Consider the following 15,801-nt stretch of genomic DNA (forward strand, 5'->3'; position numbering starts at 1 on the left):
CAAAACCGACCACCTGCACGTGGGGGAGACGGAACACGACATGCGTACAAGAAGCGCCCGCGCCGCTACGGCCGACGCCCGGGGGCCGGTACCTCGACCGGGCCGCGTCCACCGCCACCGACTGCTGCGCCTCCTGGCCCTTCCGGTCCTCTCGCTGCTGATCCTGGCCGGGATGCTGACCGCTCCGACGAGCGCGGTGGCGGCCAGCAAGTACGGTGACGCCCGGCTGGACCAGTGGTCGTGGCTGACGACGCACAACGCCTACGCCTACGACTGGGCGAAGCCCATCCCGCCGCGCGCCCAGTCGCGCAACGTCTCCGAGCAGCTCGACGACGGCGTGCGCGGCCTGATGTTCGACACCTACGACAAGACGGTGTCCCCGCCGTTCGGCCCGGAAGCCGTGATGCTCTGTCACAAAGTTATTTGCTACGACTTCTTCCAGAACGAACTCGCACGCGTCGTGGACTTCCTTCAGGAGAACAAGAGCGAGGTCGTGACGATCTTCCTGGAGAACTACGCGAGTCAGGAGACCCTGACCCGGGCCATCGCCCAGGTGCTGGAGGACAAGAAGGCGACCGACCTGCTGTTCCAGCCGTCCGACACGGGCTTCGACATCGACAAGCGCAACTGGCCGCGCGTGCGCGACATGGTCACCCGCAACGAGCGCCTGGTGGTGTTCCAGGACAAGTGGGCGGACGACATCCCCGTCACGTCCACCCGTGACGCGGGTACCGAGTACGGGCGCCTCATGTACACCTGGAAGCGCACCGTGGAGACGACGTACGACTACAAAGGCAACAGGCCGCACGGGTGCCTGTCGCGGAACAGCAACAGCCTGGACCTCAAGCAGATGCCGGGGACCAAGCTGACCCCGCTGTTCACCATCAACCAGTTCGACTCCAGCGTGCTCAACCCGGAGAGCAAGTCCCACGGCGACAACGGGCAGAGCCTCAAGAACCGCGTCGAGAAGGACTGCCAGGACGTCGCCAAGCGTGACCCGAACTACGTCGCGGTCAACTTCTACCAGCACAGCGACACTCCCGGTGTGACCCCGCTGTCGGTGGTCGACGGACTGAACCGCAACGCCGTCATCATCGACCCGCATCCGGCGCTGTGGACCGTCAGCCCCAGCAAGCAGTACGTCGGCACCGCCGCCCCCAACCGCTGCATGGTGCGCGGCGACGAGTTCGAGAAGGGTGAGGGCGGCCTGGTCACCCAGCGGGCCTGTGCGAACCCCGCGCCCAGCAGCCATCAGTGGTCCGCCACGCCGCCCTCGTACAAGGAGGGTAAGGACTGGTTCTGGATCAAGGCGAACAACGGCTCCTGCCTCACCGTGCCCTACAACAACGGCACGCCGCCCGGCAACGACACCCAGCTGTTCTGGTGGCCCTGCGAGACCCGGTGGTTCTCGGGCAGCCAGTTGTGGAACGTCATCCCGGCGAAGCAGCAAGGCGGTCCGGCCGCCTACTACTTCGTGAACCAGTGGACGGGCAAGTGCCTGACGCTGGACATCGCGACGAGCACGGCCAAGGCCGGCAAGGTCACGCAGGCGGCCTGCCCGAAGTTGTAACGCCTCTTGTACGAAACCGAGTTCAGCCGACCGGGGGCCGCGCGGAATGCGTCCGCCCCCGGTCGGAGGCGTCGTACCACTGGGGACCTACACGGTCCGGCCCGTGGGTGGACGCCGGGGTGGGGTCCCGCTGCCTAGCCTCGCCGGTATGAATCGACTGCCTCGCGGCGCCGCCGCCGTACTCAGTCTGTCCCTCGCCCTGCTCGGTACGGGCGTCGCCCACGCCGCCCCCGTCACTCCGGTCACTCCGGCCGCCGCCGAGGACGCCCGCGTACGACTCCAACTCCCCGCTCCCACCGGTAAGTACGCGGTCGGCCGGGACACCCTGCACCTGGTCGACAGGAGCCGCACCGACCCATGGGTGCCCGAGGCCGGGGCGCGCGAGCTGATGGTGACGATGTACTACCCAGCCCGGCCCGGAGGCGGCCGCACCGCCCCTTACATGACCAAGGGCGAGGCCCAGGCCTTCATCGACGCCCGGGAGCTGAACGACGCGGTGTCCGCCGCCACGCTCAGCGGCACCCGCACCCACGCCCGCCCCGGCGCCGCACCCGTGCGCGGCAAGCACCCGCTCGTCGTGCTGTCACCCGGCTTCTCCGTCAACCGCGCCACCCTGACCCTGCTCGCCGAGGAACTGGCCAGCCAGGGGTACGTCGTCGCCGCCGTCGACCACGCCTACGAGTCCGTCGGCACCGCCTTCCCCGGCGGGCGGCTCCTCGACTGCGCCTCCTGCGAGCAGATCAAGCCGGGCGGGTACGGAGTCGTGCCCCAGGGCCGCGCCAAGGACGTGTCGTTCCTGCTCGACCGGCTCCTGGCCGACCGGCACCCGGCCTGGCGGCACGCCCGCCTGATCGACCGGACGAAGATCGGTATGGCGGGCCACTCCATCGGCGGCGCCTCCGCCATGTCCACCATGGTCCGCGACGCACGCGTCCTCGCCGGGGCGAACCTCGACGGCTCGTTCATGGAACCCGTACCGGCCGAAGGCCTCGGCGGGCGCCCGTATCTGCTGCTCGGCACCGGGGACGACGACTCGTCCTGGGCCCGCGACTGGCCCCTCCTCGACGGCTGGAAGCGCTGGATCAACGTCACCGGCTCGGGCCACTTCACCTTCACGGACATCCCGGTGCTCGCCGACCAGTTGGGCCTGCTGCCCCCGGACGAGCCCCTGTCGGGCAAGCGCTCGCAGGAGATCACCCGCGCGTACGTCACGGCCTTCTTCGACCAGCACCTGAAGGGGCTGGACCGGAAGCTGCTGGACGGCCCGGCCCCCGAGCACCCGGAGGTGGTCTTCCAGTCCAAGGGCTGACACGGCTCCGCAGGGTCCTTAGACAGGCGAATAATTACCCTGCATAATACTTAGACATGGGAAAGACTTACGCACGCATAGACGGTCGGCTGCGCACCTTCATCGAGGAGCAGCCGATCTTCTTCACCGCCACCGCCCCGCTGTCCGGCGACGGCACGGTCAATCTGTCCCCCAAGGGCCTCAGAGGCTCCTTCGCGGTGCTCGACGAGCAGCGGATCGCCTACCTCGACTTCGCCGGCAGCACCGCCGAAACCGTCGCCCACCTGCGGGAGAACGGCCGGATCACCGTGATGTGGTGCGCCTTCCAGGGCCCGCCCAACATCGTCCGGGTACACGGCCGGGGCGAACCCGTCTTCCGCGACGACCCCCGCTTCCCGGACCTGCTCGCCCGCTTCCCCGACATCGACCCCACGCTCCACGGCCTGCGCGCGATCATCGTGGTGACGGCCGAACTCGTCCGCGACAGCTGCGGATACGGCGTGCCCTTCATGTCGTACGACGAGGACCGCGACCTCCACGGCCGCCGCTTCTCCCGCGAGGACGACGCCTCACTGAGCGCGTACTTCGCCAAGAAGGACCACATCGCCCAGAGCATCGACGGCCTGCCCGGCCTCCCGCTGCCGCTGCCGCCCGCCGACTTCTCCTCCCAGCCCCGGAAGGGCTCCGAGCGGACGTAGGCACCGCACCGCCGGACCGGGTCGCTTCGCCTGCCGCGCACGTCCGTGGTGCGATGGAACCGAGGGGGGCGGGAAAGGAGAGCGATCATGACCGCAGGAGAGCGAACGAGCCTCGCCGCCCCGGTGTCGGTCCGCCCACTGGTCGAGCCGGACCTCGATCAGGCCGACGAGATCTTCAGAGTCGCCTTCGGGACCTTCCTCGGTGTCCCCGAGCCGCAGACGTTCTTCGGGACCGCCGACTACGTCCGCACCCGCTGGGCGGCGGACCCCCACGCGGCCTTCGTCGCGACCGTCGACGGCCAGGTCGTCGGATCGAACTTCGCCACCAACTGGGGCAGCGTCGGGTTCTTCGGCCCCCTGACCGTACGGCCGGACCTGTGGGACCGGCACATCGGCAGGCACCTCATGGAGCCGGTCATGGCCTGCTTCGGCACCTGGGAGAACCGCCACCTCGGCCTCTTCACCTTCTCGCACAGTCCCAAGCACCTTGAGCTCTACCGCCGCTACGGCTTCTGGCCGCGATTCCTCACCGCCATCATGAAGAAGCAGGTCACCGCCGCCGGCGCCGTGGTCCCCGGCCGAGTGCGGTACGGCGAGCTGACCGCCGATGAGCGGCCCGACGCACTTCGCCTGAGTCGCGCACTGACGGGGGCCGTGTACGAGGGCCTGAGCCTGGAGCGCGAGATCACGGCCACCCAGGCGCAAGGGCTCGGTGACATCATCCTCCTGGAGGGTGCCGACTCCGGCCTCGACGGCCTGGCCGTCTGCCACTGCGGAGCGGGAACGGAGGCCGGTGAGGACGTGTGCTTCGTCAAGTTCGGCGCGGTACGCCCCGGCCCCGGCGCCGCGGACCGGTTCGTACGACTGCTGGACGCGTGCGAGCAGCTCGCCGCCGACAGGGGTCTGGGGCAACTGGACGCCGGCGTGAACCTGGCCCGCCAGGACGCCTACCGGTGCATGGCCGACCGTGGATTCCGCACCTGGCTGCAAGGGGTAACCATGCACAAGCCCAACGAGCCCGGCTACAGCCACCCGGACGCCTACGTGATCGACGACTGGCGCTGAACCCCCGCCGTCACGTGCCTCGCGGGGCCGGCCACGAAGGTCGCCCACGCGGCGGGGGAGAGGGTGAGGGCGGGGCGGGACACGTCCTTGGAGTCGCGGACGTGGACGGTGTGGGGGTGGACGGCGACCTCGACGCAGTTTCCACCCTGCTCGCTGCTGTAGGAGGACTTGGTCCAGGCGACGGCGACCTCGACGCAGTCGCCGCCCTGGTCGCCGCTGTAGCTGCTCTTGAACCAGTCGAGGTTGACGCTCATAGCTCGCATGCCACCTGTTCGATGAGTCGGGCGGAGTCTTTCGGGTTGAGGGCTTGCGCCCGTAGTACGCCATACCGCGCGAACGCGTCCCCCAACTCCGGCTGCTCGCTCAGAAAGTACCGCCCGCTCAGGCCCTCGACGTAGACGAGTTGGCTTCGACGCTTGGCTGTCTCCAGCAGTGTGAAAGGTCCACTGAGTCCGGCGTGGACCTCCGGGCCCTCCGGCATCACCTGGATCTGTACGTTAGGTAGTCGGCCGATGTCCAGGATGTGCAGCAGGTTCTCTTTAAGGACGGCTACCCCGCCGATCGGCTTGGTGAGTGCTGCTTGCTCCAAGACGAAGCTGACCAGAGCAGTCGGTCGGCGGTGGAACAGTTTGTGCCTTGCCAGCCTGGCCGCGACCATGACGTCGACCTCTTCCTCCTCGAAGGGCGGGTTCGCGCAGGCGAAGACGGCCCGCGCATACCCCTCGGTCTGGAGCAGCCCCGGGATGAGGTGATTCTCGTACGAATGAACACCCGCCGCCTTCGCCTCCTCCTCCAGGTAGTCCTCGAACCACGCCGCGACCCCGCTCGCCTTCAGCTCCTGCGCGACCTCCAGGAGTGCACCTTGTGCACCCAGCAGCTCGTCCGCCACGTCCACGAAGTTGCCGCGCGGGCGGCGTTCGCCGCGTTCGATCATGGCGACCTGGGACTTGGAGTATCCGGTCTCGCGGCCGAGCGTCTCCTGGGAGACCTTGGCCCGTTCGCGGTGGAAGCGCAGCAGCCGGCCGAACGCCTTCGCGGCGCCGGGGCTGCCGTTGTTGCCGATGTTCACGCCCGTCCTTCCCAGGTGCACAACGCCGCACAAACGCCTTGTGGCGCTGGTCACAGTAGAGCTGCGCCGCAAAGCTGGGCGCATGAATCCGCGCATTTCACTTGACGGGGTTCCGTCCTGGATCCCCGCCTCCGGTCACGCCCTCCGCCACGCGGGCATCCACTTCGACGCCGTACGGGTACGGGGGGTGCTCGGCGAGGAAGTGGCGTACCGGCTCATGGAGTTCACCGACTTCCGCACGGGGCCCATCGTCCGGGAGCTGGCGGGGGAGCGGAACGTGTACTTCCTGCTGCCGCCCGGGACGGCCGCCGCGTACGCGTGGCCCGCCGGGGCGCGGGCGTTGAGCCGGAGCGGGCGCGGGATGGCGTTCGTGGGGATTCCGGCGCTGGAGGGGCTGACGTGGCCGCTGGACTGGAGGTCGCGGCCGACCGCCGAAGTGCCCTTCGTGGAACCGGACTTGTTGCATGAAATAGTCGAACATGCTGTACGGTGATCGCGCAATCACGCTCAGTGCGCACAGGGTGCGGACATGGAGCGGTCCCCGGCGGTGCGGCAACACCAATCCGAGGACCTTCACCACTAGTGGAGCTAGAGGTCCACCAGAAATGCTTCGGCATGCTATCGCGCCCGAGCGGCGCTTCACCAAGGTCTCGCACGATCTCGTACGGCACCGTCGCCTCGGCAGCGACGCGAAGTTGCTGGTCATCTACGTGCAGGGGCTTCCCGAATCCGAGGCCGCCAAGCCGCTCGGCGACCACGCCGAGGCGCTGGGCATGAAGCCACGGGCCTTTCAGCGGGCCAAGGACGAACTGCTCGCGAACGGGTTCTTCCACCACTGGCGCTGGCAGAGCGGCCGGGGCCGCTGGAACACGGACCAGTTGTTGTCCAACGTCACCCTCACGGGGGAGGAAGCGAACCGGCTCCGCGACGGCAGGGCGTCCGAGCCTCCGTATCCGCCTCCTCCGTCGCCGCCGAGTGTCCCCGAACGGACCGTCGGTGAATCGGCCCCCCGGGTGGTCGCCGGTTCTCCTCCGGTAGAAGAAGACCGGGAGAAGAACACTCCCCACCCCCCACCCGAAGACGACGCCAGTCCCGAAGTCGTCACCGCCGAACGCGTGTTGCTGTCGCTGCGGCACAGCCACCGTGAGCTGTGGCTCGGGGTGCGGGAGGCGCGGGGCCTGGCGGACGCGGCGGCCGAGTGGCTGCGGCGCGGGTTCTCGACGGCCGAGCTGCACCACACGCTGACGACCGGGCTGCCGCCGGGCGGGGTGCGCTCCGCCGTGGGCTTCCTGCGGCACCGGCTGGTCGAGAAGCTCCCCGTACCGCTGGACCCGCGCCCCGCCGTGCGGGGGCTGGTCGTCTGCGAGGGCCCGGGCGACGACCACGTCTTCCGGCCCGTCGGCGACGAGACCCACTGCGGTCCCTGCCGCCAGGCGGCCGCCGCGTCGGTGGCCGGCCCGCCACCGAGGCCGGTCTCGTGGCGGTCACTCCTCCGGGAGGGCACGGGGCACGCGTAGTCGTCCCGACGGTCGGCAGTGCCCGGCTCCGAACCGGCCCTGTGCCGGGTGGCGTCAGGCGGTGGCCGGGGCGTACGGCCCGCCCAGGCCCCACGCCTGGTGCATCGCCGTCGCGAACGCGGACGCGAGCTTGTGCTCGCCGGAGGGGCCGGGGTGGGTGCCGTCGTAGGTGTCGGCGCCGAGGTCGTACGACTCCGGTACCGAGGCCAGGAGCAGCGGGGAGGCCGGTTCGTCGAGGTCGGCGACCGCCTTGGCGAGCAGTTCGTTGAAGCGGGCGCACTCGGCGGCGAAGGGCGCGTCGTACTGGGCGCGGACGTTGGGGATCACGGGGAGCAGGACGGCCCGGACGTGCGGGTTCGCGGCGCGGGCCCCGGCGACGAAGGCGTGGACGTTCTCGGACGTCTGCGCGCTGTTGGTGTAGAAGCCGAGGTCTATCAGGCCCAGGGACACCAGCAGGACGTCCGCCTCCGCCGCCTCGACCGCCTCGCCGATCAACGGCGCCATGTGCAGCCAGCCCTCGCCCCAGCCGGAGAGGTGGCGGCGGGCGTGGGCGGGGAAGGCGGGGTCGGCGTAGCGTTGCGAGACGGCGGCGTCGGCGGTCGCGTCGTACAGCCCGGTGCGCGGGCCGACGATCCCGTACGGGCCGTCGAAGGTGGTGGCGAGGTGCTGCCACATCCGGTAGCGCCAGGTGTAGTCGCCGGCGCGTCCGATGGTCATGGAGTCGCCGACGAACATGAAACGCATGGGGGTCATCATCGCCGACCGGGGCTCAGGTGTGCGATGTGACCATGGACACTGGGACCATGGTTTCGTTGCGCAGGACGGTGGCTCTGGCGTCGGCCCTGGTGGTGTGGGCGGCCGCGCCCGCCGTCGCCGAGGGTGAGGACGACGGGTTCACCGTCGAGGACCCCCGGATCACCGAGTCCAGCGGCCTCGCCGCGAGCCGTGCCCACCCCGGGATCTACTGGACGCACAACGACCAGGACCAGCCCCGGGTGTTCGCCGTGGACTCCCGGACGGGGAAGACCGTCGCGACCGTCACCCTGCGCGGGGTCGGTACGCCCCGCGACATGGAGGCGATCTCGGTCGGCGCGGACGGCGCGGTGTACGTCGGGGACATCGGCGACAACCTCGACGGGTCCTGGCCGCACGTGTGGATCTACCGCTTCCCGGAGCCGGAGCGGCTGCGCGACCAGACCGTCGACGCCACCCAGTACACGGTCACGTACGCCGACGGGCCCCGCAACGCCGAGGCGCTGATGGTGCACCCCACGACGGGGCGGGTCTACATCGCGTCGAAGAACGAGGACGGCGGCGGTCTGTACGAGGGCCCGGCGCAGCTGAGCACCCGGGGCCCGAACGTGTTCCGGCGGGTCGGCGAGGTGCCGTGGGTGACGGACGGCGCGTTCTCGCCGGACGGCGAGGAACTGGTGCTGCGCGGCTACTTCAGCGCGCGGGCGTACGCCTGGAAGGACGGCCGGCTCGGCGCCGAGAAGCGGCTGACCGCGCCGATCATGCGGCAGTCGGAGTCGGTGACGTACACGCCGGACGGCTCGGCCCTGATGTACGGCTCCGAGGGCGCGGGCAGCGAGGTGGCCCGGGTGGCGGTGGAGGGCGGGCCCCCGGCGACGGGCGGCGGTCGGTCGCCGTCCCCGTCCGCGTCCGCCCCGGGGGCGGCGAAGTCCCCGGACGGTGGCGTCGGCGGAGGTGACGCCACGGTCGGGGCGCTGGTGCTGGCGGGGGTCGCCGCGCTTTTCCTCGTACTGAAGGGGCGGCGGCGGTCGCGGGAGTGAGGGCGGCGGCGGGTCGGCGGGCCGTTCGCTCGGTGGGGAATTGTGGGTGCAGCGCAGCGGTGGCGTGATGTGAGCGGTTTCTGAGCCGGAATTGTGCCCTCCATCACGTGCGACTGTGTTCGGTTGTGGTCGAATTTGTGCGACCAGGCTAGGTGTCGGCGTCCAACTGACCAGGGACGGCCGACGCGTTGAGCCAGCCGCAATACGTCCCAGGGGGGATCACTTGCCCACAGGTAACTCGTCGCGCGCATCCATACGTCGTCTGACTGTCGGGGTGGCGACCGTCACGGCCGCCGCCATCTTCACCACGACAGCCGCGCACGGCGCACCCGCACCGGCCGCCGAACCGCCGCAGGACAGCGTCGCGGCGCAGGCCGCCAAGCTGATCGAGAAGTACACCGGCGTCGAGGACATCGTCCCCAGCACTCCCTCGGAGGGCGGGGCGCTGGAGGCCGTGACGGTGGAAGGAGAGGGGCGGCGCACCGTGACCGCCCCGGCCACCGCTCACGGGACCGTTCAGTCGACAGCGGCGGACGGCAACTCCATCGGCATCGGCCTGCCGAGTTCGGACGGTGTCAGCGGTGCCAGGACGGTGGGCGGAACCATCGTCTACCCCAGTGCCGCCAGGGATGCCGACCTCGCCGTACAGCCCACTGCGCAGGGCGTTCGCTCGCTGATCGTCATCAAGAGCGAGACGGCGGCCAAGGAGTACCGCTTCGGTCTCGATCTCCCCACCGGGGCCGTGACCGAGCACCAGGACGACGGCAGCGTCATCGTCAGCAAGGACGGGGAGATTCTCGGCACGTTCACCGCTCCATGGGCCAAGGACGCCCGAGGGGCCGCGGTGCCGACCAGCTACCGCGTCGAGGACGGTGCACTCGTGCAGACCGTCGCATTCGACGAGAACACCGCGTTCCCGGTTGTCGCCGACCCCAGCTGGTGGGAGGAGACCAAGTACCTGGCCGTTTGCGGGGCCGCCGTGGCAGGTGTCCTGCTCTCGTTCCTTCCGGCCGGCTCCAGCATCAAGGTCGTGCGCGCCGTCGCACTGTTCAAGAGGTACGGAGCGAAGAAGACGGCTTCCATCATCTGGCGTTTCGTCAACGGGAAGCGGATCGGTTCCACCGAGCGTGAGGCCGTCAAGGCGTTCATCGGCATCACCCTCATCGCCAACAACTGCAAGCGTTGAGGTCGTCATGAAAACCCTGGAAGTCGCTGCCGTCGCCTCGGTGGTCGTCGAAGTGGTGCTGATGGCACTGGCCCGGTTCGGAACCGAACGGCGCCACTGGAGGCACCACCACAAGCGCGGGCCTCGCCCCGTCACCAGTGATCACATCACACACGTACCGGCTGTGCTCTACGGGCTTGCGGCCGTGGCGGTGGCCGTCGCCGCCGTGGTGAGTCCCGTGGAGATGGGCTGGGACGCCGCCGTCAAGTTCGTCACGTTCGGGATCCTGCTGCCGGCCCTGGCCGCGAACTCCGTCATGGTGCTCGCCGCGCGAGGCCGCGCCAGTGCTGTGACCCGTCTCCAACGGTGCGCCGCCTTCGCTGTCGCGTTGGGCGGAGGCGGGGTGTCGGTCGGGCTCGTGCTCTGACCGCAGGTGCATGGGACAGGCCCGAGGTCGTCGTGGTGCGCCTTCGGGCCTGTCCTGTGCGGGTGCGATACGTCGGTCTTACGTGCGGGTGGATCACTCCCGGGGTCCAGGAGTCTGACTCGCCTGCTCCTTCTCGCGGCCAGGGGCGGCCGGGGGCCTGGGCTCTGACAAGCCGCCCACGCCGCCCACCGGGCCCGGCGGGACGCGCTGGTTTCGGCGGCGCCGGCGGCCAGCACGCGTGCGCCGTCGACGCCCTCGGGCGGTACCCCGCTTCGGGGGTCGCCCTGGTGCGGAAGGGGCGGCGCCCCGCCGCGGTGGCGGCCTTCGGCGTGTGGGCGGGTCCGGGCGGCGGTGTCCGCGTGGTGCGGGAGCCGTGTCAGCGGGTCAGGTGCCGCACCAGCTCCCGCGTGAACGCGTGCGCGGCCGGTGCGACCCACCGTTTGCGGTGCCGGGCGAGCAGGACTGGTACGTCCGCGAACGCCGGCCCCGCGACCCGCACCAGCCGCCCCTGCCGCAGGTGTTCCTCGACCGTGGTGAGCGGCAGCAGGGTCAGGCCCAGCCCGGCGGCGACGCAGGCGCGTGCCGCGTCCACGCTGCCGAAGCGGGTCAGGCGTGGCGGTGCGGCGTGCGGCACCTCCGGCAGGGCGAGGAGCCGGCGCTCCAGCCCGTCGCTGTAGGAGCAGCCCTCCTCCAGCAGGAAGAACTCCTCCGACGCGAGCCTCTCCCAGGTGGCGGGGTGCGTGCCGGAGGCGAGCGGGTGCCCCGGGGCGCAGAGCAGGGCGAGCGGTTCGCGGGCGACCGGCTCGGCCGTCACGTCGGGGAAGTCGGCCGTCTCCTCCAGCAGCAGGGCGACGTCGAGGCGGCCGGACCGCAGGCCGGCGACGCACTCGGCCGTGCCGGCGGCGTGGAGTTGGACGTCGATCGCGGGGTGACGGGCGCGCAGGGCGACCATGACGTCCGGCAGCCGGGTGGCGCACAGCGACTCCGGGGTGCCCACCGTCACCCGCCCCCGTACGGCACCGTCGCCGGCGCCCCCGTCAGCGCCGTCGCCCGCCCGGAGGCGCGCCACGGCGTCGAGGACGTCCTCGGCCTCCGGGAGCAGCCGCCGCCCCGCGTCGGTGAGGAGCGCGCCGGTGGGGAGGCGGTCGAACAGCGGGACACCCAGGTCCCGTTCGAGGGTACGGATGTGCACGGTGACCGTGGACTGGGCAACGTGGAGCTCGGCGGCGGCAGCGGTGAAGCTGCCGGTCCGGGCGAGGGTCGTGAAGGTGCGCAGGAGTCGGGTGTCCACCGGACCAGGCTATGCGATCTGCACATGGCCGCAATGGAAACCGATCGTTGGACGCGATAGCCCTGCCCGGTCCAGCATGGAGCCATGACCACGACTGAAGCTCCTCTCCGGTACGCCGCCTTCACCAGTGACCCCGAGGGCGGCAACCCCGCCGGTGTCGTCCCCGACGCCTCCGGGCTCGACGACGCGGAGATGCTCGCGATCGCGGCCGCACTCGGGTACTCGGAGACCGCGTTCGTCACCCACCGGGACGACGCGGCACGGCGGTTCCGGGTGCGCTACTTCAGCCCGCTGGCGGAGGTGGCGTTCTGCGGCCACGCCACCATCGCCCTGGCCGTCGCGCTCGCCGAACGGCTGGGCACCGGTGACCTCCTCCTGGACACCCCCGCCGGTGAGATCCCGGTGGTGACCGGCCACGACGCGACGGGCGCGGTGGTGGCCACGCTCACCAGCGTCCCCACCCGCAGCAGGCCGGCCGTACCCACCGAGCTGGAGCCCACCCTGCGCGCCCTGGGCTGGTCCGCCGCCGACCTCGACCCCGCCCTGCCTCCGCACGTGGCCTTCGGCGGCAACGAGCACCTCGTCCTGGCCGCCGCGACCCGCGCCCGGCTGGCCGACCTGGACTACGACTTCGACGCCCTGGCCGGCGTCATGCGGGAGCACGGGTGGACGACGGTGAACCTGGTGTGGCGCGAGGCGCCGGAGCGCTTCCACGCCCGTAACCCCTTCCCCGTGGGCGGCGTCGTCGAGGACGCGGCCACCGGAGCCGCCGCCGCGGCCCTCGGCGGCTACCTCCGCGAGCTGGGCCAGGTCACCGGCCCCACCACGATCGCCATCCGCCAGGGCGAGGACATGGGCCGCCCCAGCGATCTCCTCGTCGACCTCGCCCCCGACGACCCGCGCTCCCACGTCACGGGCCGGGCGGTCGTGATCGGCCAGGGCCTGTGAACGACCGGCACCGGCCGGCGGCGGAATCCTCCTCGCCGGACGCCCGGTAACCGGGCACGGGCGGACGGTGCCCGTGCGAGTCGCTCCTTCCCGTCAGGCGGCGACGGCGGTCCCCTCCAGCTCGACCATCAGGGTGGGGACCGCCAGCCGGGTCACCCCGAGCATCGTGGTGGCGGGAGCCACCCCGGCGGCGCCCAGCCGCGACGCCAGCACGCCGTAGTGCTGGAACAGCAGGTCGACGTCGGTGGTGTGGACGTTGAGCCGCACGAGGTTCGCGAGGGACATACCGGCCTCGCCGAGTACGGCCTCCAGGTTGTCGAGGCTCAGCGCCAGCTGGGCCGCCATGTCACCGGCGTGCTCGGGCTTGCCGTCCGCGCTCATCGCGGCCTGCCCGGCGCAGTACAGGGTCCGGGTGTGACCGGAGACGACCTCACCCTGGTTGTACCCCAGCTCCACCGACCACTGCCACGGGTTGACCGTCGTTCGCTCCACAGTCCCATCAGCTCCGTTCAGCCATGCGTCGTCGGCTCCCAACCAGGCGTTGTCGGGGCCGTGTTGAGAGCCTTCCAGCGCATCACGACACCCTGTGTCATGTATTCGGGTAGCGTCGCGCCATGCGTGCGGATCGGCTGGTCTCGCTGGTGCTGCTGCTGCGCCGGCGCGGTCGGCTGTCGGCGGCGACGCTGGCCCGCGAGCTGGAGGTGTCGACGCGTACCGTGCTGCGCGACATGGAGGCGCTGTCCGCGGCGGGCGTCCCGGTCTACGCCGTACGCGGCAGGCACGGCGGGTTCGCGCTGCTGCCCGGCTTCCGGACGGAGCTGACCGGACTGAACCACGACGAGGCGCTCGCGCTGCTGGTCGCCGGATCGCGGCGCGGCGCGCAGGCGTTCGGCCTCGGCTCGGCGCTCGCGTCGGCCGTGCTCAAGGTGGTGGACGCGCTGCCGGAGGGCCAGCGGGACACCGCGGCCGGTGTGGCGGAACGCCTGCTCATCGACCCGGAGACCGACCTGCTCTCGCGCCGCGTGGCCACCGAGGAGGTGCCGGACGCGGTGGTGGCCGAGGTCCGGCGGGCCGTGTTCGCCGGGCACAAGCTGCGCATCCGGTACGCGGCGGTGGACCGGGCGCCGCAGTGGCGCACGGTGGACCCGATCGGCCTGGTCACCGTCCGCGAGCAGGGCTACCTGCTGGCCACGAGGTCCGGCGCCGACCGCACCTACCGGCTGTCCCGGATCACGGCCGCCGAGGAACTCGACGAACCCGCGCAGCGGCCGGACCGGGTCGACCTGGACCGCGCCTGGCGCGAACGCGGCACCCGGTTCCGGGCCGGCGGCGACCAGGTCACGGTACGGCTCCGGCTGGCCCCGGCTCGCCGCGAGGACCTCCTGGGCACGGTGCTGGCCGTCCACTCCGAGGAATCCGAGGCGGACGGCCGCCTCCGCCTGGAGGTCACCTTCCAGGACACCCGGCACGCCGAGTGGGCCCTCTGGCAACTCGCCACGGACGCCGAAGCCCTGAGCCCCGCATGGCTCCGCGACTCCCTGCACGACCGGGCCGCCACGCTCGCGGCCCGCTACGGGGCGCTGTCCGATGCCCCGAACCCCTGAAAGGATGCGGTGGACGACGGGGGTGGGGGACTCATGGTGGGCGATGGTCCGGTGGACCTGCTGAATCTGACGATGGGCGGCGGTCTTGAGCCGGGTCAGGACTCCCGCTTCCCCGTCCCCGTACCGCGGCTGATGCGGTACAGCACGTTCGGGCGCAGGGGGCCTTCGGGGGCGGTGGGGTCGTCGAAGTCGTCGGCCGGGTCGCGGGTCATGCCGATCCGGCGCATGACCGCCTGCGAGCGGAGGTTGGTGGCCGTTGTCACGGCGAGGATCTCGGGAAGCGCCAGGGTGTCGAAGCCGTGGGCCAGTACGGCCAGCGCGGCCTCGGTGGCGTACCCCTGACCCCAGGCGGAGCGGGCGAGCCGCCAGCCGATCTCGACTCCGGTGAACGGCATGCCGTCGTCCACGTCGTCCAGGCCCGCGAAGCCGATGAACTCGCCCGTGGCGCGTACCTCGACCGCCCACCATCCGTAGCCCCGCCGGTCGAACGCGGCCCGGAAGCGGGCGACGGAGGCGTCGCTCTGTTCGCGGGTGAGTACGTCGCCCAAGTGCTGCCGGACCTCGGGGTCGGCGTTCATCGCCGCCCATGGTTCGAGGTCGGGGTCACGCCATCGGCGAAGGAGGAGGCGGTCGGTGCGCGGTTCGGCCATGGTGCCGAGCCAACGTGAGCACGTTGCGCGAGGCAAGCCGATTTCCTCGGGTGGCAGCACCGTACGGCCAGACCTTCAGGAAGCCACCACGCGCCTCTGGAGTTGTGTCAGTCCGCTCGTGGCTGTCGAGACGTCCGCGCTCAGCAGCCAGGGCTTGTGCCCCTCCGCGGAGCACTGGACCCACAGTCGCAGCTGCTTGCCGTCGTGCTCCGCTCTCCAGGTCTGCGTACTCGCGTACCAGGACGGTGCCAGTGTCGGTTCCAGGGCGAACCGCGTATGGCCGTGATGGAGCAGTGCGACGGGGGCGACCGCCCGCCCGAGCGCGTCCGCGCCGTCGACGCCGGGCCGGAAGCGGTAAGGGCCCCAGATCACATCGGCCACCTGCTGCGCGGTCGGTCCCCCGCCGATCTGTGAACCGCTGCGCTCCTTGTCGTCCCGGATCCTCAGCGCCGCCTCGATCCGCATCAGCGGAGCCGGTCCCAGGAACTGCACCAGCAGCTCCGGGTACCCGCGAGAGTCGTCGAAACGCACTTCGACCTGTGGCGTCATCTCCTTGTGCCACCGGTCCCGTTCGATCTGCGCCACCGAGGCGGACGTCCGGTTCGCCTCTTTCGCCGTCTTGTAGGCCGCCATCGCTGCCACCCCGCTGAACAGCGCCGCCGCGGCGGCGATGCCGGTGTCTATCGTTCCCACGCTGTCGCCCCCGTCGTGGCGGC

General features: G+C 71.1%; 18 protein-coding genes. 11 read left to right on the plus strand and 7 right to left on the minus strand.

Annotated features, from left to right (window positions below):
• The first annotated feature begins 40 nt into the window (after positions 1–40).
• The 4 genes from EIZ62_RS18175 (at position 41) to EIZ62_RS18190 (ending at position 4,621) form a co-directional block, all read left to right on the plus strand.
• Complete coding sequence (locus tag EIZ62_RS18175; RefSeq protein WP_156693698.1) at positions 41–1,570, plus strand: phosphoinositide-specific phospholipase C-related protein; 1,530 nt, start codon at positions 41–43, stop codon at positions 1,568–1,570.
• 148 nt (positions 1,571–1,718) lie between these two features.
• Positions 1,719–2,879 (plus strand): alpha/beta hydrolase family protein, encoded by a 1,161-nt coding sequence (locus EIZ62_RS18180; protein WP_156693699.1) that lies wholly within the window; start codon positions 1,719–1,721, stop codon positions 2,877–2,879.
• Positions 2,880–2,935: 56 nt separating this feature from the next.
• Positions 2,936–3,556, plus strand: coding sequence for a pyridoxamine 5'-phosphate oxidase family protein (locus EIZ62_RS18185; protein WP_156693700.1), 621 nt, complete (start codon positions 2,936–2,938; stop codon positions 3,554–3,556).
• 87 nt (positions 3,557–3,643) lie between these two features.
• Complete coding sequence (locus EIZ62_RS18190; protein ID WP_167536391.1) at positions 3,644–4,621, plus strand: GNAT family N-acetyltransferase; 978 nt, start codon at positions 3,644–3,646, stop codon at positions 4,619–4,621.
• Here EIZ62_RS18190 and EIZ62_RS18195 read toward each other — a convergent pair.
• Positions 4,597–4,875, minus strand: a complete 279-nt coding sequence (locus EIZ62_RS18195; protein WP_156693701.1) for a DUF397 domain-containing protein — start codon at positions 4,873–4,875, stop codon at positions 4,597–4,599. The genes EIZ62_RS18190 and EIZ62_RS18195 overlap by 25 nt on opposite strands.
• Positions 4,872–5,690 carry a helix-turn-helix domain-containing protein gene (locus EIZ62_RS18200; RefSeq protein ID WP_244375775.1) on the minus strand — a complete coding sequence of 273 codons (819 nt, stop codon included), beginning with the start codon at positions 5,688–5,690 and terminating at the stop codon, positions 4,872–4,874. Before EIZ62_RS18200 ends, EIZ62_RS18195 begins: the two co-directional genes overlap by 4 nt.
• A gap of 82 nt (positions 5,691–5,772) precedes the next feature.
• Between EIZ62_RS18200 and EIZ62_RS18205 the strand changes: the two genes are divergently transcribed.
• The gene (locus EIZ62_RS18205; RefSeq protein ID WP_156693702.1) at positions 5,773–6,183 is read left to right on the plus strand and encodes a hypothetical protein; all 411 of its coding nucleotides are present in this window, start codon (positions 5,773–5,775) and stop codon (positions 6,181–6,183) included.
• Between the two features lie 112 nt (positions 6,184–6,295).
• Positions 6,296–7,207 carry a hypothetical protein gene (locus tag EIZ62_RS18210; protein WP_156693703.1) on the plus strand — a complete coding sequence of 304 codons (912 nt, stop codon included), beginning with the start codon at positions 6,296–6,298 and terminating at the stop codon, positions 7,205–7,207.
• 54 nt (positions 7,208–7,261) lie between these two features.
• On the opposite strand, the gene EIZ62_RS18215 is transcribed toward EIZ62_RS18210, so the two are convergent.
• Entirely contained in the window at positions 7,262–7,951 is a 690-nt protein-coding gene (locus tag EIZ62_RS18215) for a GDSL-type esterase/lipase family protein (RefSeq protein WP_156693704.1), read from the minus strand.
• A gap of 59 nt (positions 7,952–8,010) precedes the next feature.
• Here EIZ62_RS18215 and EIZ62_RS18220 point away from each other — a divergent pair, with 59 nt between their 5' ends.
• The 3 genes from EIZ62_RS18220 (at position 8,011) to EIZ62_RS18230 (ending at position 10,592) form a co-directional block, all read left to right on the plus strand.
• Positions 8,011–9,000 carry a WD40 repeat domain-containing protein gene (locus tag EIZ62_RS18220; RefSeq protein WP_156693705.1) on the plus strand — a complete coding sequence of 330 codons (990 nt, stop codon included), beginning with the start codon at positions 8,011–8,013 and terminating at the stop codon, positions 8,998–9,000.
• A gap of 274 nt (positions 9,001–9,274) precedes the next feature.
• A complete protein-coding gene (locus tag EIZ62_RS18225; protein WP_156693706.1) occupies positions 9,275–10,186 on the plus strand; it encodes a hypothetical protein in 912 nt (303 codons plus the stop codon).
• Between the two features lie 7 nt (positions 10,187–10,193).
• The gene (locus tag EIZ62_RS18230; RefSeq protein WP_156693707.1) at positions 10,194–10,592 is read left to right on the plus strand and encodes a hypothetical protein; all 399 of its coding nucleotides are present in this window, start codon (positions 10,194–10,196) and stop codon (positions 10,590–10,592) included.
• A gap of 376 nt (positions 10,593–10,968) precedes the next feature.
• Here EIZ62_RS18230 and EIZ62_RS18235 read toward each other — a convergent pair whose 3' ends face one another.
• The gene (locus EIZ62_RS18235) at positions 10,969–11,883 is read right to left on the minus strand and encodes a LysR family transcriptional regulator (protein WP_156693708.1); all 915 of its coding nucleotides are present in this window, start codon (positions 11,881–11,883) and stop codon (positions 10,969–10,971) included.
• 84 nt (positions 11,884–11,967) lie between these two features.
• Between EIZ62_RS18235 and EIZ62_RS18240 the strand changes: the two genes are divergently transcribed.
• A complete protein-coding gene (locus EIZ62_RS18240; protein WP_156693709.1) occupies positions 11,968–12,831 on the plus strand; it encodes a PhzF family phenazine biosynthesis isomerase in 864 nt (287 codons plus the stop codon).
• Between the two features lie 93 nt (positions 12,832–12,924).
• Here EIZ62_RS18240 and EIZ62_RS18245 read toward each other — a convergent pair whose 3' ends face one another.
• The gene (locus EIZ62_RS18245) at positions 12,925–13,323 is read right to left on the minus strand and encodes a RidA family protein (protein WP_156693710.1); all 399 of its coding nucleotides are present in this window, start codon (positions 13,321–13,323) and stop codon (positions 12,925–12,927) included.
• 122 nt (positions 13,324–13,445) lie between these two features.
• On the opposite strand from EIZ62_RS18245, the gene EIZ62_RS18250 reads away from it, so the two are divergent.
• Positions 13,446–14,435 (plus strand): helix-turn-helix transcriptional regulator, encoded by a 990-nt coding sequence (locus EIZ62_RS18250; RefSeq protein WP_156693711.1) that lies wholly within the window; start codon positions 13,446–13,448, stop codon positions 14,433–14,435.
• Between the two features lie 95 nt (positions 14,436–14,530).
• Here EIZ62_RS18250 and EIZ62_RS18255 read toward each other — a convergent pair whose 3' ends face one another.
• On the minus strand, positions 14,531–15,085 hold the full coding sequence (locus EIZ62_RS18255; RefSeq protein WP_156693712.1) for a GNAT family N-acetyltransferase: 555 nt from the start codon (positions 15,083–15,085) through the stop codon (positions 14,531–14,533).
• A 75-nt stretch (positions 15,086–15,160) separates the two neighbouring features.
• Positions 15,161–15,778 carry a hypothetical protein gene (locus EIZ62_RS18260; protein ID WP_156693713.1) on the minus strand — a complete coding sequence of 206 codons (618 nt, stop codon included), beginning with the start codon at positions 15,776–15,778 and terminating at the stop codon, positions 15,161–15,163.
• Between the last annotated feature and the right edge of the window lie 23 nt (positions 15,779–15,801).

Source organism: Streptomyces ficellus (assembly GCF_009739905.1).
In the GTDB taxonomy this organism is placed as follows: Bacteria; Actinomycetota; Actinomycetes; order Streptomycetales; family Streptomycetaceae; genus Streptomyces; species Streptomyces ficellus_A.

Coding starts and splice junctions, on each gene's coding strand:
- EIZ62_RS18175 (WP_156693698.1), top strand. CDS start 41: ATGCGTACAAGAAGCGCCCGCGCCGCTACGGCCGACGCCCGGGGGCCG.
- EIZ62_RS18180 (WP_156693699.1), top strand. CDS start 1,719: ATGAATCGACTGCCTCGCGGCGCCGCCGCCGTACTCAGTCTGTCCCTC.
- EIZ62_RS18185 (WP_156693700.1), top strand. CDS start 2,936: ATGGGAAAGACTTACGCACGCATAGACGGTCGGCTGCGCACCTTCATC.
- EIZ62_RS18190 (WP_167536391.1), top strand. CDS start 3,644: ATGACCGCAGGAGAGCGAACGAGCCTCGCCGCCCCGGTGTCGGTCCGC.
- EIZ62_RS18195 (WP_156693701.1), bottom strand. CDS start 4,875: ATGAGCGTCAACCTCGACTGGTTCAAGAGCAGCTACAGCGGCGACCAG.
- EIZ62_RS18205 (WP_156693702.1), top strand. CDS start 5,773: ATGAATCCGCGCATTTCACTTGACGGGGTTCCGTCCTGGATCCCCGCC.
- EIZ62_RS18210 (WP_156693703.1), top strand. CDS start 6,296: ATGCTTCGGCATGCTATCGCGCCCGAGCGGCGCTTCACCAAGGTCTCG.
- EIZ62_RS18215 (WP_156693704.1), bottom strand. CDS start 7,951: ATGCGTTTCATGTTCGTCGGCGACTCCATGACCATCGGACGCGCCGGC.
- EIZ62_RS18220 (WP_156693705.1), top strand. CDS start 8,011: ATGGTTTCGTTGCGCAGGACGGTGGCTCTGGCGTCGGCCCTGGTGGTG.
- EIZ62_RS18230 (WP_156693707.1), top strand. CDS start 10,194: ATGAAAACCCTGGAAGTCGCTGCCGTCGCCTCGGTGGTCGTCGAAGTG.
- EIZ62_RS18240 (WP_156693709.1), top strand. CDS start 11,968: ATGACCACGACTGAAGCTCCTCTCCGGTACGCCGCCTTCACCAGTGAC.
- EIZ62_RS18250 (WP_156693711.1), top strand. CDS start 13,446: ATGCGTGCGGATCGGCTGGTCTCGCTGGTGCTGCTGCTGCGCCGGCGC.
- EIZ62_RS18255 (WP_156693712.1), bottom strand. CDS start 15,085: ATGGCCGAACCGCGCACCGACCGCCTCCTCCTTCGCCGATGGCGTGAC.